Origin of the sequence: Ramlibacter henchirensis (assembly GCF_004682015.1) — a bacterium.
Taxonomy (GTDB): domain Bacteria; phylum Pseudomonadota; class Gammaproteobacteria; order Burkholderiales; family Burkholderiaceae_C; genus Ramlibacter; species Ramlibacter henchirensis.
Genome location: NZ_SMLM01000001.1, coordinates 1219976 through 1246245 on the forward strand (window position 1 = coordinate 1219976; position 26270 = coordinate 1246245).

General features: G+C 68.8%; 24 protein-coding genes. 5 read left to right on the forward strand and 19 right to left on the reverse strand.

Annotated elements, in window-relative coordinates; genetic code table 11:
- Positions 1-12: 12 nt before the first annotated feature.
- The 3 genes from EZ313_RS06085 to EZ313_RS06095 form a co-directional block, all read right to left on the reverse strand.
- Positions 13-3996, reverse strand: coding sequence for an RHS repeat-associated core domain-containing protein (locus EZ313_RS06085; RefSeq protein WP_167772533.1), 3984 nt, complete (start codon positions 3994-3996; stop codon positions 13-15).
- A gap of 447 nt (positions 3997-4443) precedes the next feature.
- Entirely contained in the window at positions 4444-4893 is a 450-nt protein-coding gene (locus EZ313_RS06090) for a hypothetical protein (RefSeq protein ID WP_135262300.1), read from the reverse strand.
- Between the two features lie 17 nt (positions 4894-4910).
- Complete coding sequence (locus EZ313_RS06095; RefSeq protein WP_135262301.1) at positions 4911-5456, reverse strand: PaaI family thioesterase; 546 nt, start codon at positions 5454-5456, stop codon at positions 4911-4913.
- A gap of 60 nt (positions 5457-5516) precedes the next feature.
- On the opposite strand from EZ313_RS06095, the gene EZ313_RS06100 reads away from it, so the two are divergent.
- Positions 5517-5969 (forward strand): MarR family winged helix-turn-helix transcriptional regulator, encoded by a 453-nt coding sequence (locus EZ313_RS06100; RefSeq protein WP_135262302.1) that lies wholly within the window; start codon positions 5517-5519, stop codon positions 5967-5969.
- Entirely contained in the window at positions 5962-7191 is a 1230-nt protein-coding gene (locus tag EZ313_RS06105) for an MFS transporter (protein ID WP_135262303.1), read from the forward strand. The genes EZ313_RS06100 and EZ313_RS06105 overlap by 8 nt, the downstream gene beginning before the upstream one ends.
- Positions 7192-7408: 217 nt before the next feature.
- Here EZ313_RS06105 and EZ313_RS23245 read toward each other — a convergent pair whose 3' ends face one another.
- From EZ313_RS23245 to EZ313_RS06165, 13 genes are all read right to left on the reverse strand, one after another.
- A complete protein-coding gene (locus EZ313_RS23245; RefSeq protein ID WP_167772534.1) occupies positions 7409-7585 on the reverse strand; it encodes a hypothetical protein in 177 nt (58 codons plus the stop codon).
- 87 nt (positions 7586-7672) lie between these two features.
- Positions 7673-8908: an MFS transporter gene (locus tag EZ313_RS06110; protein WP_135262304.1), complete on the reverse strand. Its 1236-nt coding sequence runs from the start codon at positions 8906-8908 to the stop codon at positions 7673-7675.
- Between the two features lie 87 nt (positions 8909-8995).
- Positions 8996-10039 carry an NUDIX domain-containing protein gene (locus EZ313_RS06115; protein ID WP_135262305.1) on the reverse strand — a complete coding sequence of 348 codons (1044 nt, stop codon included), beginning with the start codon at positions 10037-10039 and terminating at the stop codon, positions 8996-8998.
- Positions 10040-10048: 9 nt separating this feature from the next.
- Positions 10049-10876, reverse strand: a complete 828-nt coding sequence (locus EZ313_RS06120) for a TIGR04290 family methyltransferase (RefSeq protein ID WP_205960342.1) — start codon at positions 10874-10876, stop codon at positions 10049-10051.
- On the reverse strand, positions 10873-12234 hold the full coding sequence (locus EZ313_RS06125; RefSeq protein ID WP_135262306.1) for a UDP-glucose dehydrogenase family protein: 1362 nt from the start codon (positions 12232-12234) through the stop codon (positions 10873-10875). Before EZ313_RS06125 ends, EZ313_RS06120 begins: the two co-directional genes overlap by 4 nt.
- Complete coding sequence (locus EZ313_RS06130; protein WP_135262307.1) at positions 12231-13316, reverse strand: CgeB family protein; 1086 nt, start codon at positions 13314-13316, stop codon at positions 12231-12233. Before EZ313_RS06130 ends, EZ313_RS06125 begins: the two co-directional genes overlap by 4 nt.
- Positions 13313-14398, reverse strand: coding sequence for a CgeB family protein (locus tag EZ313_RS06135; RefSeq protein WP_240788539.1), 1086 nt, complete (start codon positions 14396-14398; stop codon positions 13313-13315). The genes EZ313_RS06130 and EZ313_RS06135 overlap by 4 nt, the downstream gene beginning before the upstream one ends.
- Before the next feature lie 8 nt (positions 14399-14406).
- On the reverse strand, positions 14407-15528 hold the full coding sequence (locus tag EZ313_RS06140) for a CgeB family protein (protein ID WP_135262309.1): 1122 nt from the start codon (positions 15526-15528) through the stop codon (positions 14407-14409).
- Positions 15519-16634 (reverse strand): glycosyltransferase family 4 protein, encoded by a 1116-nt coding sequence (locus tag EZ313_RS06145; protein ID WP_135262310.1) that lies wholly within the window; start codon positions 16632-16634, stop codon positions 15519-15521. Before EZ313_RS06145 ends, EZ313_RS06140 begins: the two co-directional genes overlap by 10 nt.
- A complete protein-coding gene (locus EZ313_RS06150) occupies positions 16624-17616 on the reverse strand; it encodes a Gfo/Idh/MocA family protein (RefSeq protein ID WP_135262311.1) in 993 nt (330 codons plus the stop codon). Before EZ313_RS06150 ends, EZ313_RS06145 begins: the two co-directional genes overlap by 11 nt.
- Complete coding sequence (locus EZ313_RS06155) at positions 17613-18566, reverse strand: MDR/zinc-dependent alcohol dehydrogenase-like family protein (RefSeq protein ID WP_135262312.1); 954 nt, start codon at positions 18564-18566, stop codon at positions 17613-17615. Before EZ313_RS06155 ends, EZ313_RS06150 begins: the two co-directional genes overlap by 4 nt.
- A gap of 16 nt (positions 18567-18582) precedes the next feature.
- Positions 18583-19722, reverse strand: a complete 1140-nt coding sequence (locus EZ313_RS06160; protein ID WP_135262313.1) for an NAD-dependent epimerase/dehydratase family protein — start codon at positions 19720-19722, stop codon at positions 18583-18585.
- A complete protein-coding gene (locus EZ313_RS06165; protein ID WP_135262314.1) occupies positions 19719-20834 on the reverse strand; it encodes an NAD-dependent epimerase/dehydratase family protein in 1116 nt (371 codons plus the stop codon). Before EZ313_RS06165 ends, EZ313_RS06160 begins: the two co-directional genes overlap by 4 nt.
- A gap of 187 nt (positions 20835-21021) precedes the next feature.
- On the opposite strand from EZ313_RS06165, the gene EZ313_RS06170 reads away from it, so the two are divergent.
- Genes EZ313_RS06170 through EZ313_RS06180 form a run of 3 tightly spaced genes read left to right on the forward strand, consistent with a single transcriptional unit; the run spans position 21022 to position 23695 of the window.
- Complete coding sequence (locus EZ313_RS06170) at positions 21022-22161, forward strand: inositol-3-phosphate synthase (protein WP_135262315.1); 1140 nt, start codon at positions 21022-21024, stop codon at positions 22159-22161.
- A gap of 5 nt (positions 22162-22166) precedes the next feature.
- The gene (locus tag EZ313_RS06175; protein ID WP_135262316.1) at positions 22167-23102 is read left to right on the forward strand and encodes a glycoside hydrolase 5 family protein; all 936 of its coding nucleotides are present in this window, start codon (positions 22167-22169) and stop codon (positions 23100-23102) included.
- On the forward strand, positions 23099-23695 hold the full coding sequence (locus EZ313_RS06180; RefSeq protein WP_135262317.1) for a histidine phosphatase family protein: 597 nt from the start codon (positions 23099-23101) through the stop codon (positions 23693-23695). Before EZ313_RS06175 ends, EZ313_RS06180 begins: the two co-directional genes overlap by 4 nt.
- Here the strand turns inward: EZ313_RS06180 and EZ313_RS06185 are convergent, their stop codons facing one another.
- The 3 genes from EZ313_RS06185 to EZ313_RS06195 are packed head-to-tail and all read right to left on the reverse strand — an operon-like array spanning position 23696 to position 26212.
- Entirely contained in the window at positions 23696-24253 is a 558-nt protein-coding gene (locus EZ313_RS06185; RefSeq protein ID WP_240788540.1) for a DUF1003 domain-containing protein, read from the reverse strand.
- The gene (locus tag EZ313_RS06190; protein WP_205960343.1) at positions 24254-25240 is read right to left on the reverse strand and encodes a glycosyltransferase family protein; all 987 of its coding nucleotides are present in this window, start codon (positions 25238-25240) and stop codon (positions 24254-24256) included.
- Positions 25241-25249: 9 nt separating this feature from the next.
- Positions 25250-26212, reverse strand: coding sequence for a UDP-glucuronic acid decarboxylase family protein (locus EZ313_RS06195; RefSeq protein ID WP_135262319.1), 963 nt, complete (start codon positions 26210-26212; stop codon positions 25250-25252).
- Positions 26213-26270: the final 58 nt, after the last annotated feature.

Here is a 26270-nt window from a genome sequence, read left to right on the forward strand (position 1 = left end):
ACTGAACTTTACCTAGTCGCCGTGAGTGAGTTCGCACATGGCCTTGCAGCTTTGCACGTCGCGCAGGGTCGAGTATGTGCCGTATGCGGTGGTGCCAAGACCAGCAAGCAAGAGCAATGGATGACGACCATCTGGATCCACGTGTCTAAGTGGATCAAGCTTTGCGTAGTTGAATCGGTTCAGACGGCCAGGTAGACCGATTGGGTCCGCCTGCGTGTATCGCCCATCCTTGGCGTGATACCACCGGAACAGGTTGTTGGACAGTCCGGCCGCCTCTTCATCCTCCTGCTGCCCCGGAAAGCGCAAACCGAACTCGATCGGCTCAGTGCGCCTCAGATGCGGCAGCCCGTTGGCGGCCCTTTGCACCAAGGGGCCGGTCGGCTTGTTGCCCCCGAATGCGCTGTACGGCCACTGCCACACCGGGCGCTTCTCTTGATCCGTCACCAGCCGTGGCGTGCCCAGATGATCGGTATGTACGGCATAGAGCTTGCCGTTTCGGACGAAGCCGACGGGGATCGCCGAACCGTCCTCAAGGGGCAGCCAGATGTACTCGGTGCGGCCGGCGCCTCGCGCGGAGCCGTTGTCGTATTCGCCCAGCAACGCCCAAGCGGGTAGCTCTCCGTCTCCATAGAGGTACACCCTACCGAGTAGCGCATCGGCCTGCGTTGGAGTGAACAGCCACCCGAATCGCCCTTTGAGCCAGGCCACGAACCCTTCGCCCAGCGCCTGCGGCCTGGGTGGCTCGGCGTCCGGACTGGGCTCGCTGCGGAAGACCCGCTGGCCCGCGGCGTTGTGCAGGTAGCGCACCGTCACGGGTTCTCCGCTCTGTGCGGCCCGCATCCTGGACAGCCGGTTCGCCGCGTCGTACTCGAACTCGTGCAGACCGTCGTTCGTAAGGGAGCCGTTCGCGTCCAGCGTGTAAGTCACCGTGGCGCTCGCGGCGGACACCGGTTTGCCGTTCTGGACGATCTCGGCGGTTTGCGTGAGGCCCAACATCCGGTTGCTGGCCGGGTCGATGTTGAGCACTTGCCGCGTCGTCCGAGTCAGGCCACCCTCTTCGAACTCGCCCTCCAGGTCGATGTCGCTCGTGACGCTGTCGGTGGCCGTCAGCCGGTTTCCGTTCGGGTCGTGGTCGTACTGGGTGCTCGCCCCAGGTCGCTCGAACCGGTTTAGACGATCTCGGCTGTCGTACCCCGCGGTCCAGGACAAGGAGATCGGCGTGAACGTTTCCGCGCCGCCCTCGGCATTGCGCACCCAAAGCTTCTGACTGATGCCCGTGATGCGGCTGGCGGCATCGTGGATGTACTCCGCGAACTCGTTAAACGTCATGCGGCCGTCCAGGTCGAAGTAGCGCGAAGCCAGGTCACCGTTGCTCCATTGCCAGGATCTTGGCTGGCCCAGGGCGGTATGCGTCAGGTTGCTCACGAACGGCTTGATGTTGGGGACGAGGCCCGGCAACTGCGCATCGATGCCCGTGACCCTACCTTGGTCCCGCCTGTAATAGATCCTCAAACCGCTCGGGTAGTAAACAGCGAGAAGACGGCCCTGGCGGTAGCGGTAGACCACGGTATGCCGACTGGGATTGGTCGGGTTGTCGTTAACGGTCTGCGATTTGGAGACGACGCGACCGTGCCCGTCATGCTCGAAACGGGTGGAGCCTGCCGCGTCGTCCATGCGCACCAAGTCTCCGGCCTCGTTGTACTCGAGGAACGCCGTCTGCCCGTCAGCGCTGCGGATCTGCCGGGGCCGCCCCAACGGGTCCCGGTCGATCGTGGTGAGCTGGCCCTTGGCGTCCTCGATCGCCACCACGTCGCCGAGGGCATCACGGGTGTACGCGAGCGTGCCGATATCCGGGCTGGTCTCGCTGACGACCTCGCCAAAGGCGTTGTAGCGGTATCGCGTCCCGACCCCCTTGGGATCGGTCACGTCCGTCAGCTGGTCCAGGGGGTTCCAGGCCTGCATGGCCGAGGCGTTGTCCGGGAAGGTGGTGGCGGTCAATCGGCGCAAGCCGTCGAGGGCGCGGTGCGTGGTCTGGTTCAGCGGGTCGGTGATGCTGGTCGCCTGGCCGTTGGCGTCGTAGGCCAACGTCGTGGTCTGTCCTCTTGCGCCCTGCAAAGCGACCACCCGGCCCAGTTCGTTGATGACGCTTGCCGTCACGCGGGCCAGCTGCCCGGTCTCGTCCCGCACTTCCTCCCTCACCCGGTTCCCAGCGGCGTCGAGGGTGTACTGCACTTCGACCCCGCGGCTGTCCGTCAAGCCGGTCAGCCGCCTGGCGGCGTCATACGCGTAGATGACGCTGTAGCCGTCTGGCCTCTGCACGCTGTCGGGATCGACCGCCTCGCTGTAGGCGTTGGAGCGGAAGTAGTCGTAGAACGTGGTCTCGTCTCCCACCGTGTCGCTTGTCACGCGATGACGCGCATCCCGGACGTAGGAGCGCGTTGCGCGCCCGGGGCGGCTCTCGGTCAGGACGAAGCCCACCGGGTCGTACGTGTAGCGTGTTTCCTGTCCCATCGGATCGACCACGCTGACGCGGTTGCCTTGCGCATCATGCGCGTACCGCCACAAGCCGCCGCGCGGATCGGTCATGGTGTCGGCGAGGCCGAGCGCGTTGTACGTCCACCGCCAGGTTCTCTGCTGGCCCGTCTGCGTATCGGTCAATGTCTTGCCGAGCGTATTACCCAGGCTGTCATAACCGTACTCGGTGTTCCTGCCCGGCTCGATCACGCGCAGGGGCACTCGCAACGTTGGATGCCACTCGATCTGAACCTGTCGCTGTTCCGGCCGCCCTTGTGCCTGCGTCACGACTGTGGGCAGCTTGCGTGGGTCATAGGCGAAGGACGTGCTCACGCCCAGATAGTCCCGGCTTTCCAGCACCAGGCCGCTGGTGCCGTCGACGATCCTGTCCGCCGCATCGCCGATGCAATCCGCGCAAGGTTGGCTCTGGCCGGAGAAAACCTGCTTCGCGCCTGCCGCGCCGTACCTTTGCACCCGTGCCGTGCCCAGTGGGTCGATGACCCGAACAGACCCGTCGGTGACGTATTCCAGTTGGTGCCGCTGGCTACCGCCGGAATGCTCGGACTGCACGGCCCGACCCTGCGCGTCATAGGCCCAGCTCGCATGGGGCTGCCAGTTCTCGAGGACGCTGGTCAGAGCGAGTGGATAGCTGCTGTTCTCATAGTGGTAAGAGCGGACGGCACCACCCGACGCGGCCCGGGAGAGGCGCCCGGCGCCGTCGTAGTGATAAGCAGCCGCGCTCAAGCTGCCTGGCACCCACGCGTTTCGAAGTCGGCCGTGCTCGTCGTAGTCGAGATAGACGCTGCGGCCGAACGGGTCCGTCACGCTGCGAAGAAGACCCTGTTCGTGCCGGGCGGTGAACGTTTGGCCGCCGCGACGGACGATCCGCATGATGCGCCCCTCGGCGTCGTAGTACTCCGCGCTGCCATCCGCCACCAGGTACTTCCAGGTCGAGCCGCTAGGGTCGCCCACGTCGAGCCGGATCAACTGATCTCGGACGTGAGGATCCCCAATCCATTCCCCAGGCCCCCCGCCCGTGAATCCATGCGCCCTGCCGGTGGGGCGGATGGCGACGGCGCGGTTGTCGCGCGTCAGCACCCGCATGCTGTAGCTGTGCGTCCAGCCGGGCAGCGAGGAGTTGTAGTACCGCGCAATCCGCAGGCCCGAAGCCGTCGTGAAGTCGACCTCCTCCTGGAACTTGTTGCCAGTGCCGGCGAAGATCGGGTTGCCCACCGCCTCGGCGCGCGTGCAGGACCCGTTGCTTCCGCCGGCTTCCGGCAGCAGTTGCGGCGGGGCTTCTGCGTGCGAGTCGTCGCCAGGTGGACCGGCATTCGGGTTCAAACCCCCGCCGGGCGGGGTGCCGGGCGGATTGGTCGAGGGGAGGACCCCGCCGTCGCGCAGGCAACGGGAGAAGCCGCCTGAACCCGTGATGCAGCCGAGGGGCGGACTTTCTGGCGAGTCGACCCGAAGGGTGCACACCATGGTGATATTGCGCCCAGGGGGAATTGGAAGCGGACCCGCGCAGGTTTCGCCGCGAGAGCAGGCGTCCGACATGAGCCAGTACTGTCCCGCATGGCACTCCTCCAGGATGTAGGGGGCATGAGGCGCGCCGTGAGCATTGAGGCTATTTGCGAGCATTTGCGGCGCACCGCACCAGCTTCCTGCACGGTAGCTCGGAGAGTCTGGGCCCCAGTGAAAGTACGACAGAACCTGGTCCTGGTTCGGACAAGCGGTGAGACTGGTATCGGGGTACCGGAAAATCTCTCCGGGCGAGCTCTGCGCAAATGACGACCCACAAACGGCGCCTGCAACAACGGCCAGCGCAACGAGATAGCACAGCTTCTTCATCACTCCTCCATTTGTCGTGGAGTGATTTGGAAGGGCGGCCGCGATTCAGAAGAGGCGGAAGGTCAGGCGACGCCTCTCAATTCAGGGGGCCTCCTCCTCGACGGGCGCGCGCCGTAGTCGCATGTACAGCGTGCCGCCCAGCAGCGCGCCCCACATCAGGTGGTCGGCGAACTGCGGCCAGAATGCAAGCGCCGTGACCTCGGGGAACAACCTCACTGCGATGACCCGCAAGTCGAGCAGCGCGACCAGCGCGGCCCCGACGACGGCCCAGAAGACGACATGCCTTCGCGGCAGGAGCATGCCGAACACGGCGGTCCAGAACAGCGACACCGCCGGATGCACGATGGCGGCCGCCGCGAACAGGGCCGGTGTGCTGGACGAAGCCGGGATCAGCATCGCGCCCGCGGCGCGCGTCGCCTCGAGCGGATCCCCGCCGGTGACGAGTGCATGCAGCGTCGAAGGCAATCCGCTGAACACCGTGGCCACGAGCCACGCGTACGCGAGGTCCTTGAGCTCGAAGCGGAGCTTCACGGCTCCTGTCGCCCCGGCTAGCGCCCCAATGGCAGCTCGAACACCAGGCAGGTGGTCGTGGCGTGCGCGTACAGCGTGCCGTCGGGACCGTACAAGCGCCCCTCGGCCGTCGCCAGCTGGCGCCCGGCGTGCACCACCTTGCCTTCGGCGCGCACCCGCGGGGCTTTCGAACCGAGCGCGCGCACGATGTTCACGCTCAGTTCCGCCGTGGTGTAGCCGCGGCCGGGCGGCATCTTCGTGTGCACGGCGCAGCCCAGCGCCGAATCGAGCAGCGTCGCGTACCAGCCGCCGTGGATGCCGCCCATCGGGTTGAGGTGATCGGGCCCCGGCGCGCCCTGGAACACGGCCCGGCCGTCTTCCACTTCGATCAGGTGGAAGTCCAGCGTGCGCGCGATCGGCGCACGGGGCAGGCGGCCGGCCACCATCGCCTGAAGCATCTCCAAGCCGCTCATGCCCGCGACCTGGTCCGGCCGGGCGACGCCGCAGCCTGCTCCGGCCTCGAAGCGGGCGGCCTGTTCGCGCTCCTGCGCAAGCCACTGCTCGAGGGTGTCGTGCTGCGTCATCGGCGGGGCTCCTTCTCTTTTAACTTGCAGATGCAATGGTTGCACCTACAATAATCGGCCATGGACGCCGTTGTCAAGCCGCAGGGCTGCACCAATCTCAAGCTGCGCCAGCTCATGCGCCGCGTGGCGCAGCACTACGACGCCGAGGTCGGCAAGACCGGCCTGAAGGGCACGCAGTATTCGCTGCTGTCCTATGTCTGCAAGCTCGGCCCGATCCGTCCCGTGGACCTGGCTCGCGAGATGAAGGTCAACCCCTCGACGCTCAGCCGCAACCTGCAGCCGCTGGTGGCGGCGGGCTGGCTCGCGCTGGAGCCCGGCGACGATGCCCGGAGTCATCGCGTGGCGGCCACGGACGCCGGCCGCGACAAGCGCCAGGAAGCGCAGCGCCGCTGGCGCGTGGCGCAGGAAAGCCTCAATGCGCAACTCGGGCCCAGGCGCGTCCTCGCGCTGCATGCGCTGCTGGACGAATGCACCGACCTGCTCGCCGCGCCGCGAGGAGATGAAGATGAGTGAATCCCGGCATGAATCCCGGCGCTTCGCCGTCTGGCTGGTGCTGCTGGCCGCGGCCGGCACCTTCGCGCTCACGATGGGCGTGCGCCAGACCATGGGCCTGTTCCTCTCGCCTCTGAACACGTCCACCGGCCTGGGTCTCGCCAGCATCAGCCTCGCGTTCGCCTTCGGCCAGCTGTGGTGGGGCCTCACCCAGCCCTTCGCCGGCGCGGTGGCCGACAAGGTCGGCGCCGGCCGCGTGCTGCTGATCGGCGCGTCGCTCGTGGCGATCGGCACCTTCCTCACGCCCTACATGACGACCACGCTGGGGCTGGTCGTCGTCATCGGCGTGGTGGCCGCGGGCGGCGCGGGCATGGCGGGCCCGGCGGTGCTGATGTCCGCTGCCATGCGGCTGATCCCGGTCGAGAAGCGCGGCTTCGCCACCGGCATCGTCAACGCGGGCGGCTCCACTGGGCAGTTCCTGCTGGCGCCGCTGGCCGCGACGCTGATGGTGGGCATCGGCTGGGTGGGTGCGATGCAGGTGCTGGCGCTGCTGGTGCTGCTGGCGCTGCCGGCTGCGTGGGTGCTGCGCGGCCATTCGCAACAGCCCGCCGGCGCGACGGCGCGGCCCGTGGGCACGCGAGAGGCGATCGGCACGGCGCTGCGCAACCCGAGCTACCTGATGCTCGCGGCCGGCTTCTTCGTGTGCGGCTTCCATGTGGCCTTCCTCGCCACGCACTTGCCAGGCGTGGTGGCCGCGTGCGGCCTGTCCACCGAATGGGCGGGCTGGGCGCTCGCACTGCTGGGCCTCTTCAACATCGTCGGCAGCATCGCGATGGGCTGGGCCGTGGGACGCTGGCGCATGAAGTCGCTGCTGGCGCTGGTGTATGCGGTGCGCGGCGTGGCGGTGCTGCTGTTCCTGCTGTCCCCCAAGACGGGCCCGGTGGTGCTGCTGTTCTCGGCGGTGATGGGCGTCACCTTCCTGTCCACCGTGCCCCCGACAGCCGGACTGGTCGCCAAGTTCTTCGGCACCGCCAACATGGCGACGCTGTTCGGCATCGTCATGCTCACCCACCAGGTGGGCGGCTTCCTGGGCGCATGGCTGGGCGGCACCGTGTTCCAGGCCACGGGCAGCTACGACTGGGTCTGGTACGTGGACATCGTGCTGGCCGCCGGCGCGGCGCTGGTGCACCTGCCCATCCGCGAGGCGAAGCTGCAGCCGCGCGCCGCCGCCGCCGCGGCCTGATGGGGATCGAGCGCTAGTTCGCGAAGAAGAGGATCGCCAGCACCAGCAGCAGGACGATCCCGCCCAGGCCGGCGGCCAGGGGTTCGATCTCCAGCAGCATCGGCATGAATCTCGCCCAGATCCTGTTCATGGCAGGTCTCCTGTCGGCCACAGGGGAGTGCGGCCTTCAGCGGCATTCTGCTCCCGCCGGCGGCTGAACGAACTCAGCCGGCGCCAGTCATTCGGATGCGGGCTTGGGTTCCCTCGGGTCGGACTCGAGCTGCTTGCGGCCCTCGCGGGCCAGACGGGCCGTTTCCTCCAGCACTTCCTCGTCCGAGGCGCGGGGAATCGGCTCGTCTGCGTGTGCAATCCCGTCGTTCGCAGCCTCCGGCACGGGCTTGGGATCGTTCGGCATGGTGGCTCCTTCGGTCGAGCACTCGATTCTTGGGGACCCCACGCCGATCGCAGTCGGCACGCGCCGCCGATGAGCGTAGTCTGCGGACTACCCCGCAGGTGCAGGCGACATCCGCGGCGCGACGGCGGGTCCTCGAGGGAAGGTGATCGCGATGGCCGCCGCGGCCAGGCCCACGAACAAGGACCCCAGGTACAGCCACGCATAGCTGCCGAAGCGGTCGTACAGCCATCCGCCGAGCAGCGGTCCCAGCGCCATGCCCAGGCTCGACAGCATGGTCATCGCGCCCAGCACCGTGCCCAGGATGCGCGCGCCGAAAGCCTCGCGGGCGAGCGTCGCGTACAGCGGCATCACGCCGCCGTAGGCCGCCCCGAAAACGATCGCCACGGCGTAGAAGCCATCGAGTTCGCGCACGAGCAGGTACGAGGCGGCAGCGAAGGCCTGGATGAAAAGGCCCGCAACCAGGACGCGCTTGGCGCCCAGCCGGTCGGCCAGCACGCCGAAGAGCAGGCGGCCGCCCAGCCCGGCCGCTCCCTCCATGCTGTAGATCGTGACCGCCGTAACCACCGGCAGGCCGCAGCCGATCGCGTAGCTCACGGTGTGGAAGATCGGCCCCGAGTGCGCGGCGCAGCAGGCGAAGAAGGCGGCCGCGAGCAGGATGAAAGCGCGGGACCGCAGGGCCTGACTGACCGATATCTCCGCGTCGCCGCCGGCAGCATCCGCGGCGGCTGCCGATCGCGCCGGCGCAGCGCGAATGAACCACACGGCCGGCAGCAGGACGAGCCATGCGCCCAACCCGATCAGCAGCTGCGCCGTGCGCCAGCCGTAAAGGGTGACCAGCCACCCGGCCAACGGCGCAATCGTCATCGGCGCCACGCCGATGCCGGCCGACACCAGCGACACCGCAAGGTTGCGGTGCCTGTCGAACGACGCCGCCGTGGCCGCGATGATCGGCGCGAAGAAGCTGCCGGCCGCGACACCCATCAGCACGCCGAACCAGAGCTGGAACTGCGGCAGGCTGGCCGCGCGGCTGGAAAGCACGCTGGCCAGCCCGAGCAGGACGATGCCCGCCAGCACCACCCGGCGCGGGCCGTAGCGGTCGCTCAAGGCGCCCCAGCCGAAGCCGGCCAGGCCCATGCTGATGAACGCGAGCGTCATCGCGCCCGAGATGCCGGCCCGCGACCAGCCCGTGTCGGCGCCCATCGGGTCGAGGAAAACCGCCAGCGAGAACACGGTGCCGATGGCCACGCAGGTCATCAGCGCGCCCGCGGCGACTAGCGGCCAGTTGCGGTCCGTGGCGGGGATGGAAGAGGAAGACGTGGCCATGGGCAGTCCTGATGGAGTGTGCTGCCTGGACGACGAACGGGGAGCTCGGAAATCGACAGCCACCACCCGTCATTCCAGCGACGGCTATCAAGGATCCCCGGTCAGCCCCAGGAACTCATCGATCATGTGGAAGTGGTCGTCGTGCATCCGGGTCTCGAGCGCCGGCAGCTCCGCGATCGGCACCCACTTCGCCGCGGCCGCATCGTCGCCGCCCTGCACCGGCGGCGGGTCGATGTCGCCCAGGTCGAAGAAGTGCGAATGGGTGACGATGCGCCCGCGCTGGCTGCGCCGGGGGTGGTCGAACACCTTCACCCCGCGCAGGCGCTCCCGCATCTCGCGCGGCGAGAAGGGCAACCCGGTCTCCTCGGCCAGCTCGCGCAGGGCCGAGCGCAGCACCGTGTCCCCGGTCTCGAGGAAGCCGCCGGGCAGCGCCCAGAGGCCCTTGCCGGGCGCACGGCCGCGCTCGATCAGCAGTACGTGGTCGCCGGCGCGCACCACGGCATCGACGGTCACCAGCGTCACCGGGTAGGGCACGGCCGCCCACGCCTTCTTCTCGCGCGCGATCAGCCGCCACTCCTCGCGCAGGCGCCCGAACTCGGGCGTGCCGAGCCAGCCCGACACCTTGTCGCGGGTGGATTGCGCGAGGTCGCCTTCGATGCCGCGCCACGCCGACAGCGGATCGCCGGCGGCATACAGCGAATCCAGCCGGCGCTCGCTGGGCTCATCGCTCTCGCCGCAGGGCTCGACCGTCCAGCCGGCGGGCCAGTCCTCGTCCTCGGGTATGGTCCCGGCCCACAGGCACAGCACGGCGCCCGTGTCCGCGTCCCGGTGGCGCTGCACGCCCGCCTGCACGGCGCGCAGCGTGCGGCGCTCGTCCCAGTGCTCGCGCAGTGGCTCGAAGGCCACGCGTGAACGCTGGTCCTCGTCGAGCGAGGCGGACAAGATGTCCATCCGGTCGCGCCAGCCGAAAGGGTGGCGGGCGGTCGGCGCCTGGTAGGCGCGCGTGATGAAGACCACCACGCGCCCGGCCCGGGCGAGCGCCGAGCGCAGCAGTTCCACCTGCGGCTGGTCCGGGAGCAGGAAGTGCGCGACGCACGCCGCGAGCGCGAAGCGTTCACCGGCCACTGGCACGCCGGGTCCTCAGGCCGCGTCGCCGTTGACGGCGGCCATCGCCGGACCGAAGCCGCTCAGGCGCAGGGTTCGCGCAGCGGCGAGCTCGGGATCCGGCTCGCAGAGGTAGATCTCGTCGGCCGGCCGCCCGATGACGCGCAGTCCGCTGGAGCGCAGCATCGCTTCGATGCCGGCGTGGTTGGGCACCCACCAGTTGGTCGGGTCGCCGGCGAAGCGGTGCTCGATGAAGGCCATCTTCGGCCAGCCCGGGTCGAGCAGCGGTTCGCGCTCGGTGATCGGATGGTCCCCGGTGTCCGGGTAGACCTCCTGGCCCGGCATGGTGAGCGTCTGGAACATCATCAGCCGGCGCGTGCGCTGCGCCAGCAGGTCCAGCGCGAGCAGCGGATAACGCAGGTGGTAGAAGACCCCCATGAACCACACGAGGTCGAAGCGCTCCTGCAGCTGCGCGACTTCGTACACGCCCATCTGGCGGAACTCCACCTGCCGCTGCAGGCCCAGCACGCCCGCGGCCCAGCGCGCCTGGTCGAGATAGAGCTCCTCGACGTCGATGGCCAGCACCGAAGCGCCGCGCCGCGCCAGCTCGAAGCTGTAGAAGCCCGCATTGCAGCCCACGTCCAGCACGCGCCAGCCCGACAGGTCGTGCGGCAGGTGCGGCGCGATCTCCTGCCACTTGAAGTTGGGAAAATCGCCGCCGAGGAAATGGTCGGGCACGGTCTGCACGCCGCCGGGCAGGTGCAGGTTGTGGAACCAGGGGCCGAGAGCGTCGATCTGGCGCCGCAGGTCGCCCACGTCCACCGCGGAGGGTTGGTCGTCCAGGCGCATCGCTTCCATCGTCATCGCCCGATCGCGTGGTACTCGAAGCCCTGCTGGCGCAGGGACGGGTCGTACAGGTTACGGCCGTCGAAAATCACCGGCTGTCGCATGGCCTTCTTCAGCGCGTCGAAGTTGGGGCTGCGGAAAGCCTGCCAGTCGGTGGTGATCACCAGCGCGTCGGCATCCTGCACGCATTCCATCGCGGTGTCGGCGTAGCGCAGGCGGTCCAGCATCGCGATGCGGCCGCTGAAGTCGTGCGCCAGCGTCTTTCTGGCCTGTTGCATGGCCACGGGGTCGTGTGCCATGACCTGGGCGCCGCGCTCCAGCAGCGCCTTGATCACGATGCGGCTCGGCGCTTCCCGCATGTCGTCGGTGTTGGGCTTGAAGGCCAGGCCCCAGAGGCCGAACAGCATGCCCCGGAGGTTGCTGCCGAAGCGGGTGTTGATCTTCTGCACCAGGATGTGTTTCTGCGCTTCGTTGACGGCTTCCACCGCCTCCAGGATGCGCAGATGGCGCCCATGGCAGGACGCGGTGCGGATCAGGGCCCGCACGTCCTTCGGGAAGCAGCTGCCGCCATAGCCGGTTCCCGCGTAGAGGAAGCTGTAGCCGATGCGCGGGTCGGCGCCCATGCCCTTGCGCACCTGCTCGATGTCGATGCCCGCTTCGCCCGCCAGGTTGGCCAGCTCGTTCATGAAGCTGATGCGCGTGGCCAGCATGGCGTTGGACGCGTACTTGGTCAGTTCCGCCGCCTTCAGGTCCATCATCAGCACGCGGTCCTGGATGCGGTTGAACGGCGCGTAGAGCCGCTGCAGCAGCTCACGCGCGCGCTCGCCCGCGGCCCCGGGGTCGGTGCCGATGACGATGCGGTCCGGCCGCATGAAGTCGTCGACCGCCGCGCCTTCCTTCAGGAACTCGGGATTGGACGCGACCGCGAAGGCGTCCGGCCCATGCGGCAGGTTGCGCGCCTGCAGCGCGTCGGCGATCGCATTGCGCACGCGGTCGCCGGTGCCCACCGGCACGGTGGACTTGGTCACCACCAGCTTGAAGCCCTGCATCCAGCGGCCGATGCTGTCCGCCGCCGAGAGCACCTGGCTCAGGTCGGCGCTGCCGTCCTCGGCCTGGGGCGTGCCCACGGCGATGAACTGCACCTGCGCATGTGCCACCGCCGCCTGGACGTCGTTGCTGAAGGCGAGCCTGCCGGCGGCCCGGTTGCGGTCGACCACCTCCTGCAGCCCGGGTTCGTAGATCGGGATGCGGCCCGCATCGAGCTGGTCGATGCGGCGCGGGTCCATGTCGAACACGAGCACGTCGTTGCCCGCCTCGGCGAGGCACGCCCCGCTCACCAGGCCGACGTAGCCGGCTCCCATCACGGTGATGTTCATGGCGCGGTCTCCAGGTCCATCTCGAGGGCGTAGCCGACCAGCTGGGCGGCGCGGTGCGCCGCCGTGTGCTCGGCGAGGATGCGGCGGCGGGCGCGCTCGGCCATGGCCAGGCGGTCCTCCTCCGGCATGACGCGCAGCACGGCCAGCACGTCGGCGGCGCTGTCGGCCAGCACGATCTCTCGGCCGGGCATGAGCAGCGTCTCCAGCCCGGCCCAGCGGTCGCTGATGATGGGCGTGCCGCAGGCGGCGGCCTCGAACAGGCGCACGCTGGGCGACCAGCCGGCCTGCACCATGTCGGCCCGGGTGATGTTCAGGGTGAACCGCTGCCGGTTGTAGAAGGCGCGGTGCTCGGCCGGCGGCAGGTGCGGTTGGTACTGCACGTTGGCCGGCCAGGCGATCCAGGACGGGTACTGCGGCCCGGCCACGACGAAGCGTCCGTCCTGCCAGGCGCGCGCCGGCTGCAGCAGCAGCCGGTCGACGCCGGGCTGGCGGTCGTCGCTGTAGGTGCCCATGTAGCCCAGGTCCCACTGGGCGGGCTGCGGGTCGGGGTGATAGAGCTGCGGATCCACCGAGCAGTACAGCACCCGGGCGCAGGGCGAGCCGAACTCCTGCTCGAGGCGGCGCAGCGTGGGCCCGCCGGTGAACGACAGGTACATCGAGTAGCCCGCGATCTGGTCGGGCCGCAGGTACTCGTGGTCGCCGCGAGCCAGCTTGGCCAGCGTGACGGGCGTGTCGATGTCGTAGAAGGCCGTGAGGCCCCCGGCTTCGCGCTGGACCCACTCGCCCACCTGCACGCCCTGCGGCACGAAGGAGCCGACGACCACCAGGTCGGCCGTGCGCACTTCGTCGGCGAAGCGGTCGTGCAGTTCCTCCAGGCTGCCGTACAGCTCGGTGCGGCCGTAAGGCGGGGCGGGCAGGTCGCGGTGGCTGGCGTACCAGGGCACGTCCCGCTCGAGGAACAGCACGTCGTGGCCGGCCGCGTCGAGTTCGCGCACCAGGCCGCGGTAGGTCGTGGCATGGCCGTTGCCCCAGGACGAGGTGATGGACAGGCCGAGGATGACGATGGAAAGCTGGCGGGTCATGTCGCTGTCTCCATCGTCCGGCCTTCCAGCACCGCATCGAGCTGCGCCGCACGGTGGTCGTAGGTGTGCTCGGCCAGCACGCGGCGGTAGGCCGCTTCGCCGACGGCGCGCGCCTTGTCCGTGTCGAGCGATTCCAGTTGGTGCGCCACTTCATCGCCATTGCGCGCCACCAGCATCTCGGCGCCGGGCTCGAAGAACTGCTCCAGTCCCTCCCACGCATCGGTGATCAAACAGGCCGCCGCACCTGCGGCCTCGAACACGCGCGTGGCCGGCGAGAAGCCGTAACGAGCCATGCTTTCGCGGCTGATGTTGAGCACGGCCAGCGGCGTGCAGTTGAACGCGTTGTGATCCGCGGTGAAGACGTGGCCCAGGTAACGAACGTTCGGCGGCATCGGCTTGTCCTGCCAGCCGCTGCCGCCGAGCAGGAAGCGGCGGCCGGGCAATGCGGCCGCGGCCCTCAGGAAGAACTCCTCGACGCGCGCCTCGCGGTCCGGCAGCCGGTTGCCCAGGAAACCGAGGTCGCCCTCGAACCGCGGCTCGGGCGCGACCGGGAAATGCGTCGTGGGGTCGAGCGCGTTGTAGATCGGGATGCAGTCGCGCGCGCCCAGCGCCTTGTAGGCGCTGCTGACCGGCTCGCCGCCGCCGTAGGTGAGCACCAGGTCGTAGCGCGGCACCAGCGGCCGCAGCGGGTCGTGCGCGTCGTGGTGCATGCGGTCCAGCGTGGCCGGCGCGTCCACGTCCCAGTAGACGACCAGGGTGCCCGGCCCTTGAAGGTCCAGCACCGCGCGCTCCAGCAGCGCGTCGTGCACGCCGACGCCGCTGGCCTTGACCACCAGGTCCGCGCCGCGCGCCTGCTCCACCGTGCGCAGCACTTCCGCTTCGCTTTCCGCCGAGTAGACGACCACCTTGGCCCAGGGCGGATCGTCCATGTCGCGATGCTTCTGGCGCTTGAAGGCGTCGGGCTCGTAGAAGGTGACGCGGTGGCCGCGCGCGTGCATCGCCCGCACGATGCCGCGGTAGTAGGTGGCCGCGCCGTTCCAGTACGCGGAGACGAGGCTGCTGGCGAAAAAGGCGATGTTCATCCTGTTCTTCATGCGTTGACTTCCCTTGCGGCTCGCGTCGGCGGAACCAGCTCCGCGTAGATGTCCAGCAGTTCGTCCACCCGCCGGGCGCAGCTGTGGCGGGCGAGGATGGTGCGCAGGCCGTGGTCGGCGAGCGAGCGGGCGAGGGCGGCATCGCCCAGCACCGCGCGCAGGTGCTCGCGCATCTCGCGGCCGTCGCGCGCAATGAGGAAATCAGCGCCGGGCTCGAACAGCCCTTCGCAGTCGTCCCAGGGCGCGGACACGAGCGGGATGCCGCAGGCCAGCGCCTCGAACACGCGGATGGTCGGGATGCCCGGCAGCGCCCGCACGTAGGGCCGGCGCGGCACGTGCACCGTCGCGCCGTAACGCGCGAAGACCGCGGGCGCTTCGTAGTTGGGCAGCCAGCCGCCGTAGGAAATGCCGGCCTCGCGCAGGCTGTCCAGCGCATGGCCCGGGTAACGCACCCCATGCACGCGGGCCTGGAGGCCGAGGTCGCGCACGGGATTCAGCAGGAATTCATGGAGCTCCGCCGTGCGCTCCTCGTCGCCCCAGTTGCCGATCCAGACGAGGTCGCCATCGCGAAGCGATCCGCCCAGGGGTCTGAAGACTCGCGTGTCGGCCGCTTCATGCCAGGTCCACGCCCGTTGGCACCAGCCGTGCCGGCGGTACAGGTCGCGGATCACCGAGCCGAACGCCAGCACGCCGTCGTAGTGGCGCAGGTCGTAGGCGGCCATGCTGTCCGGCTCGGTCACGCTGCGGTGGTGCGTGTCGTGGAACAGCAAGCGGTAGTGCGGATTGGCCGCGCGGTGCAGGCCGATGCGGCGCACCAGCGCGTGCTCGTTCCATTCGTGCACCAGCACCAGGTCGGCGCCCGCCAGCGCCAGGTTCAGGTCGAGTTCGTCGGGCGAATAGCGGTGGCTGCGCAGGTGCGGATAGGCCTTTGCGAACGCGCGCAGCGGGGCCTCGCCGTGTTCGGCCACGAGGTTCTGAACGCTCCATGCGTTCGCCGGTTCGTACACCTCGACCTCGTGCCGGCGCGCGAGCAGCTCGCCGCAGATGCCGCGCAGGAAATGCGCGTTGCCGTGGTTCCAGTCCGAAACGAGGGAGTGGCAGAACAGGACTACACGCACTGCGCTTCCTCCAGTCGTGCCGATGCCAGTGCCGGCGCCAGGCCGGAGCAGGCGGACAGCCAGGCATCGGCCATGGCGCGCGAATGGAACTGCAGCGCTCGGGCGTGCGCGGCGGCGGCGAGGCGGCTTCGCTCGTCGGGGCGGGCGATCAGGTGCTGCAACGTGGCGCGCAGTGCGTCGTGGTCATCGGGCGCGACGTACACCGCGGCGCTTCCCCAGACTTCGCGCAGGCTCGGGATGTCGCCCAGCACGAGCGCGCAGCCGGCGAGGGCGGCTTCGAGCGCCGAGAGGCCAAAGGGCTCGTAGCGCGCGGGCAGCGCATAGATCGAGGCTTGCGCCATCTGGCGTGCGATGCCGGGTGCCGAGAGCACGCCCAATGCCTGAACCCCACCCGGCACGACTTCCTTGCCGTCCGGCCCATTGCAGGAGCCGGCGACGCACACCGGCCAGGCGAGTTCCGGCGCGACCGCCTGCAGCGCGGAAAGGTTCTTCGCCTCATCCCAGAAGCGGCCGGCCGCGAACACGAAGGACCGCTTCGCGAGCGGGCGGAACAGTGCGGGATCGCGCCCGTTCGGCAGCACGATGCCTTCGACGCCGTAAAGCTCCTGCAGCGAGCGCAGCATCGAAGACGTGGGTGCGGCGACGAGATCGGCGCCACGCAGGCCGGCCGTGACGCGGCGCCGGTAGGTGTCCCATTCCGGCGGCGCGTCGCATCCGTGCACGGCACGCCACCACGATAGTACGCAGGAATGCCCCACGACGAGCCTGGGCGCGCGGAAGGGCAGGGCGCCGAATGCGAACTGGTTCAGGTGCACCAGCGCGGGCTGCAGCTTTTTCTCCAGCGAGAGCAGCCACTCGCCCGCGGCATCGACCTCGCGCCACGGATCGTGCATCCATTCGAGCGCGAATCGGCTCTCATGCACTTCGACGCCTTCGCAGCCCCCGAGCATCTCGCGCTGGTGGGCCTCCACGGGCGCACCGAGCGTCGCGATGTGGACCTCCAGGCCGCGCGATGCAAGCTGCCGGGCAAGTTCCGCTGCGTAGGTCCAGACGCCGCCCACCGTGTCCGCGGTCAGGAGGATCGAGGGCCGGTGCTCACCGGCCATAGATCCCGTCCATGGCCGTGGCGACCTGCACGATGGGTTCGATGCCGGCCTCGTAGCGCGCGCCGGCCGCCAGGCGCCGGGCCCAGTCGAGGATGGCGCGGCCGCCCCAGGCATCGGGCGGCTCCGCGAGCGGCGTGCGTTGCGTGCCGTGATAGCGCTCGGCGACGAAGTCGTAGAACGATCCGTCGCGGTTGCGCATCGCAGCGCCGCCGCGGGCGCCGTGGAAATGCGCTTCGATGATCGCGTCGCGGCCCATCGGAAGGTTCCACGAACAAGTCAGCCGCACGACCGTGCCGCCTTCGAGTTCGAGCTGGGCGATCGCGTAGTCCTCGACCTCGTCCTCGCCGGGAGCGAGAAGGCGCCCGTTGGCGTAGAGGCGGCTGCCCACGTTGTTCACCTGCGGAAAACCCAGCACCCACAGCGCCAGGTCCACCAGGTGGGTGCCCAGGTCGATGGCGCAGCCGCCGCCGGAGAGCTTGCGGTCGCGCGCCCAGCCCTTGTTCGGGCCATAGGCGTTGTGGAACACCAGGTCCACCGCGTAGACGGGCCCGAGTTCGCCCTCGACCACGCAGTTGCGGATGCGACGCATCGCTTCGGTGCAGCGATAGGAGAGATCGCAGCCGAGCAGGCGGTCGGCCTTGCGCGCCGCCTCGACGATCGCCGCGGTCTCCTGCGCGGTGCGCGCAAGAGGCTTCTGGCAGAACACGGCGATGCGGCGGTCGAGCAGGCGCAGCGATTGCTCGGCGTGCAACGCACTCGGCGTGGCGACCACCGCGCCGTCGAGTCCGAATTCCAGGAGCTGGTCCAGCGTGTCGACCGTGGCCGCGCCCGGCGCGATCTCGCGCACGCGTGCCTGTGCTTGCGCAGAAGGGTCGGCGACCACGACGACTTCGCACGCGCGCTCACCGAGCAGTGCCTGCAGGCGGTGCTGGCCGATCCAGCCGAGGCCCAGGAAACCGAGGCGCGGCAGCGAGGCGGTCATGCGGTCACCAGCGCTTTCATGAACCCGTCCGGCCGCGTGCGCGTGAGTTCCAGCGCCTCGCCCAGCCGGTCCAGCGGGAGTCGGTGCGTGTACAGCGGCCGCGGGTCCAACACGCCGCGGGCCATCAGGTCGACCGCGGCGCGGATGCCTGCGATGTAGACCTGCGGATCGCGTTCGTGCGCGTTGATGACGTCCAGCCCGCGCCAGTTCCACAGCTGCACGTTCACCGATCGCATGCCGTCCTGGTGATAGCCCGCGATCACCAGGCGCCCTCGCTCGGCCGAGATTTCGCTGGCGAGTTGCAAGGGCCATTCCAGCCCGGTGCACTCGATGACGCGCTCGCAGAAGCGCCCGCCGGTGAGTTCCTTGACGCGCTCGATGACGCGGCAGTGGTCGTCCATCGGCACCGTCTCCTGCGCGCCGCACTGGCGGGCGAAATCCAGCGAGAAGGGGCGCCGCGAGATGGCGATCACACGCGCGCCGGCGTCGACCGCCAGCTGTGTCAGCAGCGCACCGAGGAAGCCGATGCCCACGATGGCCACGGTCTGGCCGGCGCGGATCTCGCTGCGCCGGAAGATGTTGACCGTGCAGCCGAGCGGCTCGCCCGGCACGGCCTGGCCGTCCAGCGAGGCGGGCAGCGGAACCACCGCATCGGCCTTCGCAATGTCGTATTCGGCGTGCGCGCAGTAGCTCAGGGCCGCGACGCGGACGCCCCTGGCAAGCCCGGTGACGCCTTCACCCACGGCGGCGATGCGGCCCCAGCCTTCGTGGCCCGGCGCGCCCGGCGCCTGCGGGTAGTCGAACCAGCTGCGGCCTTCCCACAGCGGCAGGCTGGACGCGCAGACGCCCGATCCTTCCAGCTGCAGCAGGACTTCACCGGGCCCGGGCTCCGGCTTCGGTGCGTCCTGCAGGATGGCCTGGCCGGGGGCGGAGATCACGCACGCTTGCATCGGCGCTCCGTTGCTCTCAATGCGCACCCACCGCGGCGGCGGCCGGCGCGGGTTGCGGCACGGCCATGGGCTTGCGATGCAGGGTGATCCAGTCGTACAGGCGCCCGACGCCTTCGCGCGCGGCCACCTTCTGCTTCCAGCCGGTGGCCTGCTGGAAGGCGCTCGTGTCGCTCACGTAATAACGCTGGTCGCCCGTGCGCCAGTCGTCGAACGCGAGCTGCGGGCGCTGCCCGTGCAGCGCCTCGATGCGGTCGATCAGGTCCAGCAGGCTGATGGCGTTGGACGGCCCGCCGCCGATGTTGAACGCGCGACCGGACAGCGTCTGCGCGTTCTGCTCGGCCAGCAGGAAGGCGTTGACGAGGTCCTCCACGAACAGCACGTCGCGCACCTGCTTGCCGTCGCCGTACAGCGTGATCGATTCGCCGCGCAGCGCGCGCAGGATGAAGTGCGCGACCCAGCCCTGGTCCTCGGTGCCGAACTGCCGCGGCCCGTAGATGCAGCTCATGCGGAACACCATGGTGCGCAGGCCATAGCTGCGGGCGTAGTCGAGCACGTACTGGTCGGCCGCGCCCTTGGAGCAGCCGTAGGGGCTGTGGAAATCCAGCGGCCGCGCTTCGGAGATGCCTCGTGCGCGCACGTGCGGGTCCGTCGGCTGGTACTGCTGCCCCGCCGGCTGCAGCGCCAGGTCGGCGAGATCGCCGTAGACCTTGTTGGTGGAAGTCAGGAGCACGAAAGGCGGCGTGTGCTGCGCGCGCGCGGCCTCCAGCACGTTGAGCGTGCCCTGCGCGTTCACGAGGAAGTCCTCGCGCGGATCGTCCAGGCTGGTCGTCACCGCGACCTGGGCCGCGAAGTGGTAGACCTGCGCGCAACCGGCGACTGCGCGCGACACGGCGCCCGCGTCGCGAACGTCGGCCACCATCACCTGCAACTGGTCACCGTGCTGTTCGCGCAGCCATTGCAGGTTCTGCTCCACGCCGGGGCGGCCGAGGTTGTCCAGGATGCGCACCTTGCGGCCCGAGGCCAGCAGGCGGTGCGCGAGGTTGCAGCCGATGAAGCCGGCGCCGCCCGTGATCAGGGTGGGGGCCGCCGCGGAACTGGGAACCTCCGCGCGGCGCGCTGCGGTGCGAGCCCCATCGGGCGGCCGTGCGGGGCTCATACCGTGAGTCCCCGGGCGGCAAGCTCCGCGCTGGCCTGCGACACCTTGTCCACCGCGGCCTGGCCTTCCAGCCAGGCGGCCAGTTCGCCCATGCCGTCGTCCAGCGTCACCTGGGGCTCGTAGCCGAGGACTTGCCGTGCCTTGCCGATGTCGGCGAAGCAGTGGCGGATGTCGCCGACGCGGTACTTGCCCACGATCTCGGGCTCGATCTCCTCCTTGCCCATCACGCGTGCGAGGCGCTGGGCGATGGCGCGCACCGTCTGCGGCCGGCCGCTGCCCAGGTTGAACACCTCGCCCGCGGCCTGCGGCGTCTCGAGGGCGAGGCGGCAGCCGCGGGCGATGTCATAGACGCTCACGAAGTCGCGCTGCTGCAGCCCGTCCTCGAAGATCTTCGGCGCGCTGTCGTTGAGCAGCCGCGACGCGAAGATGGCAAGCACACCTGTATAAGGATTGGACAGCGCTTGTCTCGGACCGTAAGCATTGAAAAAACGCAAGGCAACGGTTGCAAAGTTGTATGCACGGCCCGCCAGCATGCACATCCGTTCCTGGTCGTACTTCGAAAGTGCGTAGACGGATGCCAGAGTCGGACTCTTCGTTTCGGGTGTCGGGACCGGCTCGAGCGCCTTGCCCTGCTCGTCCTTGAGTTCCCAGTCCGCGGCCTTGAGCTGCTCGAGCGTGCGCTCGCCCGTTTCGCGAGTGCGGCCCGCAACGTCGCGGTACAAACCTTCGCCATACAGGCTCATGCTCGACGCGACCACCAGCCGCTGAACGGGCCTGGCGATCAGTGCCTCCAGCAGCACGGCCGTGCCCAGGTTGTTCACCCGCGTGTAGTGCGCGATCTCGTACATGCTCTGGCCGACGCCCACCGCCGCCGCGAAGTGGAACACCGCATCGACGCCTTGCAGCGCGCGATCGACGGCTTCGCGGTCGCACACGTCACCCACCACCAGCTCGACCTGCGGGTCCAGGTAGGCGGGACGCTTTCCATCGGGGCCATGCACCTGCTCGACCAGGCAGTCGAGCACGCGAACCTTGTAGCCGTGACGCAGCAGCTCGTCTGCGAGATGGGATCCGATGAACCCTGCGCCCCCGGTGATCAGAACGTGTCGCATGTCAAGCATTCCCTTTTAAGCGTCAAGACAATGTTATGTGTTCCCCGCGCACCTGTGGACTCAGCCTCGAAGCCGGGTTGAAAAATATTTGCATGGATGGGCAGGAAAACTGCAAGGCTGGGTTTTGTCGCGCGTAGCATGCGTTTGCATCACTTGAACGCGAACAACATTCGCAGGAGAAATGCAAATGTCCAGCATCCGTGTGGCGATCATCGGCGTGGGCAACTGCGCTTCGTCGCTCGTGCAAGGCGTCCATTACTACCGCGACGCATCACCGGACGATTTCGTGCCCGGCCTCATGCACGTGGACCTCGGCGGTTATCGCCCGCGCGACATCCAGTTCACCGCGGCATTCGACGTCAGTGCGCACAAGGTCGGCCTCGACCTGGGCGAGGCGATCTACGCCGAGCCAAACAACACCATCCGCTTCGCCGACGTGCCGCCGATGGGGGTGATGGTCCACCGCGGCATGACGCACGACGGGCTGGGCACGTACCTGAAGGACGTGGTGCCCAAGTCCAGCGCCAGCACCGACGACATCGTGGGCATCCTCAAGGCGACCAAGACCGACGTGGTGGTCTCGTACCTGCCGGTGGGCTCGGAGATGGCGACGAAGTGGTACGTGGAGCAGGTGCTGGAGGCGGGCTGCGCGTTCGTCAACTGCATCCCCGTGTTCATCGCCTCCGCGCCGTACTGGAACAAGCGGTTCGCGCAGCGGCGCCTGCCCATCATCGGAGACGATATCAAGTCGCAGGTGGGCGCGACCATCGTGCACCGCATCCTGACCGACCTGTTCCGCAAGCGCGGCGTGCGCGTGGACCGCACCTACCAGCTGAACTTCGGCGGCAACACCGACTTCCTGAACATGCTGGAGCGCGAGCGCCTGGCCTCCAAGAAGATCTCCAAGACGCAGGCGGTCACGAGCCAGCTCGGTCATCCGATGAAGGCCAGCGACGTGCACGTGGGGCCGAGCGATTACGTGCCCTGGCTGCAGGACCGCAAGTTCTGCCACATCCGCATGGAAGGCACCGGCTTCGGCAACGTGCCGATGCAGTGCGAGGTGAAGCTGGAAGTCTGGGACTCGCCCAATTCCGCCGGCGTGGTGATCGACGCGATCCGGTGCGCCAAGATCGCGCTGGACCGCGGCATCGGCGGCGCGCTCAACGGGCCGTCCGGTTACTTCATGAAGTCGCCGCCGCTGCAGTTCACCGATGACGAGGCACGCGAACTCGTCGAAGCCTTCATCCGCGGCGACGCCCCCGTCAAGCAGCGCCGCCGCACCGGCCCGAGCAAGGCCGCGTCCGCCCTGGCCCAGAAACCCGTTTGAGCCACATGATCGAAGCCGTCAAATTCTGGAACGAACCGAACAACAAATCGCACTGGGACCTGGAACTCGATCCCGGCTGGGTGCGTTTCTCCGAGATGGCGCAGCTGGCCGCGCAGGCCGTGCGCGCCGAAAGCCCCGGTGTCACGCGGGTGCTCGGCGGCATCTCGCCGATCGATCCATCCTTCATGGTGCTGCTGCGCGACGCGGGCGCGCTGCGCGACATGAACGCGGTGGCAGTGCACGGGTTTCCCCTCGACTGGAACCATTGGCAGATCCATGAGTGGCCGGACAAGCTGCTCGAGATCCAGGCCGTGACGCCGCTGCCGGTGTGGGTGACCGAGGTGGGCGTCTCCACCTTCGGCGCCGAGGAAGTGCAGGAGTGGGGCCTCAAGCGCACGGCTGAACTTCTGATCGGCCGCGCCCCTCGCATCCACTGGTATTCGCTGTACGACCTGCCCAAGGCCTGGCCCGCGACGACGCGCCATCGCGAGGCCGAGGGGTCGAGCTACTACCGCCATTTCCACATGGGCTTGCTGCGCGAGGACGGCTCGCCCAAGCTGGCATGCGCGCGCTTCCACGAGTTCGCGCCCGAGCTCGGCATCTGCCAGTGGTTCCACTTCGAGGACCACAGGCTCGAAGAGGCCGTGCGCTGGCTCAAGCGACTGGGCGTGAAGAAACTTCGCACCGGCCTGTCGTGGGCGGACAGCTTCCGTCCCGGCGCGGACGCGTGGTTCGACCACCAGATGGCGGCGCTGGAGGATTTCGACGTGACCCTGACCTTCTGTTTCACACCCGAGCACCGCGGGCTCAACGCGCATCACACGAGCGCGCCGCAGGTGCCTGCCGAGTACGCCGAGTTCTGCGCCCGCATGGTGAGGCGCTATGCGTCGGCGCAAGGCGCGGCCGTGGGCTCTTCCGCCGGTGAGGTGGCGGCGGTGTGAGCACGTTTCTCCTCGTGCGGCACGGTGCGCACGACTGGCTGGGCCGCGGCGTGCCCGGCCGGTTGCCGGGCGTGTCCCTCAATGCGCTGGGCTGGCTGCAGGCCGAGTCCCTGGTGGAGCGGCTGCAGGGCCGCGACATCGCCGCCATCTACAGCAGCCCGCAGCCGCGTGCCCAGGAAACGGTGGCGCCATTGGCCGGCCGCCGCAAGCTGCCCATCCGCGTGCTGGAGGCTTTCGACGAAGTCGACTTCGGCGAGTGGACCGGCCGCGACTTCGACTGGCTGGCCCGGCAGGACGCGGAGCGGTGGCGGCAGTGGTGCCTGCACCGCAGCAAGGCCCAGCCGCCTGGAGGTGAAGCCTTCGAGCAGGTGCGAAAGCGAGCCGTGAGCGCGTTGCACGAGCTGGGACTGCGGTATCCGGATGGGGCGGTGTTGATCGCGTCGCACGGGGACGTGATCAAGGCGGTGATCGCCACGACGCTGCAGATGTCGCTGGACGATCTGGAGTGCTTCGACATCGAACCGGCGTCGGTGAGCGTGCTGCAGATCGGGGCGGGGTGGCAGAAGGTGAAGCTGGTGAATGGGCCGGGGTAGCTATTTCCCCTGCTCGCGATAAGCCTCGTCGATCTGCTCGGCCAGCTTCTCCGGTTCCGTGGCCTGCACCAGTACGTCAACCTCGCGGTCCTCGTCGTGCAGGGCGCCGACCTTGCGCGCGATCTCCTCGAGCAGCAGCAGCATCTTGGAGTTTTCCTGCTCGGCAAGCAGGTTGATCTGCAGGTCCAGCTGGTTGCGCCGATCGGCGATGCGCCCTTGGTAGTTCTGGCTGATGAGGATGAAGGACATCAGGAAGATGCCTTCCGCCGAGGCCCAGAGCGTGAGCAGCGTGAAGGGGTAGGGGTCGGGCGGGTTGTCCGTGCCCCAGGTGTTCCACACCATCCAAGCGCCGAAGGCGATCGCGTGCACGATGGCGAAGCTGATGTGGCCGCAGGCGCGCGCCAGCAGGTCGGCGATGCGGTCCGACCAGCCGCGCTTGGCGTTCTCGAGTTCGTCGAGCTCGCGCATCGCCTTGACGTTCTCTCTCGTGACGTCGGCCACGTTGCGAGCCGTGCTGTACAGGTGCGCGTGCCGGTGCGGGCGAGGTGTTTCGGTCATTCAGTCCTCCAGCACGGATTGCGCACGGCCCGCGGCCGGCAAGCCCTGCGCTTTCGGCCGCAGCTGTTCGGCGGCTTCGATCACGTCGCGCATCAGGTCCTCCCAGTCGCCGGGCTGCGGCTGCCGGAAGATGCGCATGGTCGGGTACCAGGGCGAATCCGAGCGACCATCCATCCAGCGCCAGTCGGCTTCGTGCTTGAGCAGCAGCCACGTGGGCCGGCCGAGCGTGGCGGCGAGATGGGCGGGCATGCCGTCGATGCTGATCACCAGGTCCATCTGCAACATCGCCGAAGCCGCGGCCTCGACCCCGGCGGTGTGCCGGTGCAAGGGCTCGATGGGCAAACGCGATGCCATCGCCTGGTCCGCCGCCCGGCCTTGCTGCAGCGAGAAGAAGCGCAGCCGCGGCAACGCGAGCAGCGGCTCCAGGCAGGACCACGGGATTGAACGCGAAGTGTCCCAGTCGCTGGCCGCCCACAGCAGGCCCACGCGCGGCCGGCCATCGTGCGCCAAGGCGACGGGGGCCAGCCGCTGGGCCTGCGCAGCCAGGTGCGGGTAGGGCGGTAGCACCGTTGCGGTGGTGGCGCGCAGCGCGTACGCGAGCTCCATCACTTCGAGTTCGACTTCATGCGCCGGCCAGTTGGGGCCGAGCCAGCCGTTGTGCACTTGGCCCAGCCCCGGTGCGCCGCGCAGCAGCGGCACGAAGGGTGGCTGCACCATGAAGTGCAGTTCTCCCGCCTGATGCGCGATGGCCGGGATGAATCGCAGGAACTGGAGCGTGTCGCCCAGGCCGTGCTCGCACCGGATCAGGACCGAGCGGCCCTCGGGCGAAGTGCCGTCCCAGTAGAGATGCGCGTCATCGCGCGGCACGCGGCCGGCGCGGCGGTCCGCCTCCATCGAATCGGTTTCACGCCAGGCCGACTCCCAGTCCCCCGCGCGCATGAAGGCCAGCCAGCGCGCCCCGGCCTGCTTGCGCGCGTGCGCGTCCATCGTCACCGATCAGGAGCCTTCCCTGAGCAGCGCGTCGAAGTACTCGATGGTGCGAACGAGCCCGTCGCGCAGCTGCACCGTGGGTTCCCAGCCCAGCTTGTCCTTCGCCTGCGTGATGTCGGGACGACGCTGCTGCGGGTCGTCGGCCGGCAGGGGCCGGAACACCAGTTGCGAGCGCGAGTTGGTGAGGTTGATCACCTGCTCGGCCAGCTGCAGGATGGTGAACTCGCGCGGATTGCCCAGGTTGATCGGCCCGGGCAGCGGGCCGGGCGCTTCCATGTAGCGGACGAAGCTTTCGACCAGGTCGTCGACATAGCAGAAGCTGCGCGTCTGCTCGCCCTTGCCGTAGATCGTGATGGGTTCGCCGCGCAGGGCCTGCACGATGAAGTTGGACACCACGCGGCCGTCGCCGGGATGCATCCGCGGGCCGTAGGTGTTGAAGATGCGGCCGATGCGAACGTCCACGTTCCACTGGCGGTGGTGGTCCATGAACAGCGTCTCGGCGCAGCGCTTGCCCTCGTCGTAGCAACTGCGCAGGCCCACCGGGTTGACGTGGCCCCAGTAGCTCTCGGGCTGCGGATGCACGAGCGGGTCGCCGTACACCTCGCTGGTCGAAGCCTGGAAGATGCGCGCGTTCAGGCGCCGCGCCTGGTCGAGCAGGTGGAGCGCGCCCAGCACGCTGGTCTTGAGCGTCTGCACCGGGTCGTGCTGGTAGTGCGGCGGCGAGGCCGGGCAGGCGAGGTTGTAGATCCGGTCCGCCTCGACCTGCAGCGGCAGCGCGACGTCGTGCCGCTGCAGCTCGAATTGCGGGCTGCCGAGCAGGTGCTCGACATTGCGGCGCGAGCCGGTGATGAAGTTGTCGACGCAGAGCACCTCGTGCCCGTCGCGCAGCAGCCGTTCGCAAAGATGGCTGCCCAGGAACCCGGCGCCGCCGGTGACCAGCACCTTCCGGCGTGTCGTTTCGTCGCGCATCTCCTGTACTGCTCCCTGTTCTGATACGGCCCGCACTGCTTCGAGCCCCAGCCGATGT

What these genes read in the sequence shown, in the direction of transcription:
- EZ313_RS06190 (WP_205960343.1), bottom strand. Translation starts at nt 25,240, where the DNA reads ATGGACGCGCACGCGCGCAAGCAGGCCGGGGCGCGCTGGCTGGCCTTC.
- EZ313_RS06125 (WP_135262306.1), bottom strand. Translation starts at nt 12,234, where the DNA reads ATGAACATCACCGTGATGGGAGCCGGCTACGTCGGCCTGGTGAGCGGG.
- EZ313_RS06110 (WP_135262304.1), bottom strand. Translation starts at nt 8,908, where the DNA reads ATGGCCACGTCTTCCTCTTCCATCCCCGCCACGGACCGCAACTGGCCG.
- EZ313_RS06135 (WP_240788539.1), bottom strand. Translation starts at nt 14,398, where the DNA reads ATGAACATCGCCTTTTTCGCCAGCAGCCTCGTCTCCGCGTACTGGAAC.
- EZ313_RS06150 (WP_135262311.1), bottom strand. Translation starts at nt 17,616, where the DNA reads ATGACCGCCTCGCTGCCGCGCCTCGGTTTCCTGGGCCTCGGCTGGATC.
- EZ313_RS06170 (WP_135262315.1), top strand. Translation starts at nt 21,022, where the DNA reads ATGTCCAGCATCCGTGTGGCGATCATCGGCGTGGGCAACTGCGCTTCG.
- EZ313_RS06195 (WP_135262319.1), bottom strand. Translation starts at nt 26,212, where the DNA reads ATGCGCGACGAAACGACACGCCGGAAGGTGCTGGTCACCGGCGGCGCC.
- EZ313_RS06160 (WP_135262313.1), bottom strand. Translation starts at nt 19,722, where the DNA reads ATGAGCCCCGCACGGCCGCCCGATGGGGCTCGCACCGCAGCGCGCCGC.
- EZ313_RS23245 (WP_167772534.1), bottom strand. Translation starts at nt 7,585, where the DNA reads ATGCCGAACGATCCCAAGCCCGTGCCGGAGGCTGCGAACGACGGGATT.
- EZ313_RS06155 (WP_135262312.1), bottom strand. Translation starts at nt 18,566, where the DNA reads ATGCAAGCGTGCGTGATCTCCGCCCCCGGCCAGGCCATCCTGCAGGAC.
- EZ313_RS06100 (WP_135262302.1), top strand. Translation starts at nt 5,517, where the DNA reads ATGGACGCCGTTGTCAAGCCGCAGGGCTGCACCAATCTCAAGCTGCGC.
- EZ313_RS06095 (WP_135262301.1), bottom strand. Translation starts at nt 5,456, where the DNA reads ATGACGCAGCACGACACCCTCGAGCAGTGGCTTGCGCAGGAGCGCGAA.
- EZ313_RS06120 (WP_205960342.1), bottom strand. Translation starts at nt 10,876, where the DNA reads ATGACGATGGAAGCGATGCGCCTGGACGACCAACCCTCCGCGGTGGAC.
- EZ313_RS06185 (WP_240788540.1), bottom strand. Translation starts at nt 24,253, where the DNA reads ATGACCGAAACACCTCGCCCGCACCGGCACGCGCACCTGTACAGCACG.
- EZ313_RS06175 (WP_135262316.1), top strand. Translation starts at nt 22,167, where the DNA reads ATGATCGAAGCCGTCAAATTCTGGAACGAACCGAACAACAAATCGCAC.
- EZ313_RS06165 (WP_135262314.1), bottom strand. Translation starts at nt 20,834, where the DNA reads ATGCGACACGTTCTGATCACCGGGGGCGCAGGGTTCATCGGATCCCAT.
- EZ313_RS06085 (WP_167772533.1), bottom strand. Translation starts at nt 3,996, where the DNA reads ATGGTGTGCACCCTTCGGGTCGACTCGCCAGAAAGTCCGCCCCTCGGC.
- EZ313_RS06130 (WP_135262307.1), bottom strand. Translation starts at nt 13,316, where the DNA reads ATGACCCGCCAGCTTTCCATCGTCATCCTCGGCCTGTCCATCACCTCG.
- EZ313_RS06105 (WP_135262303.1), top strand. Translation starts at nt 5,962, where the DNA reads ATGAGTGAATCCCGGCATGAATCCCGGCGCTTCGCCGTCTGGCTGGTG.
- EZ313_RS06145 (WP_135262310.1), bottom strand. Translation starts at nt 16,634, where the DNA reads ATGGCCGGTGAGCACCGGCCCTCGATCCTCCTGACCGCGGACACGGTG.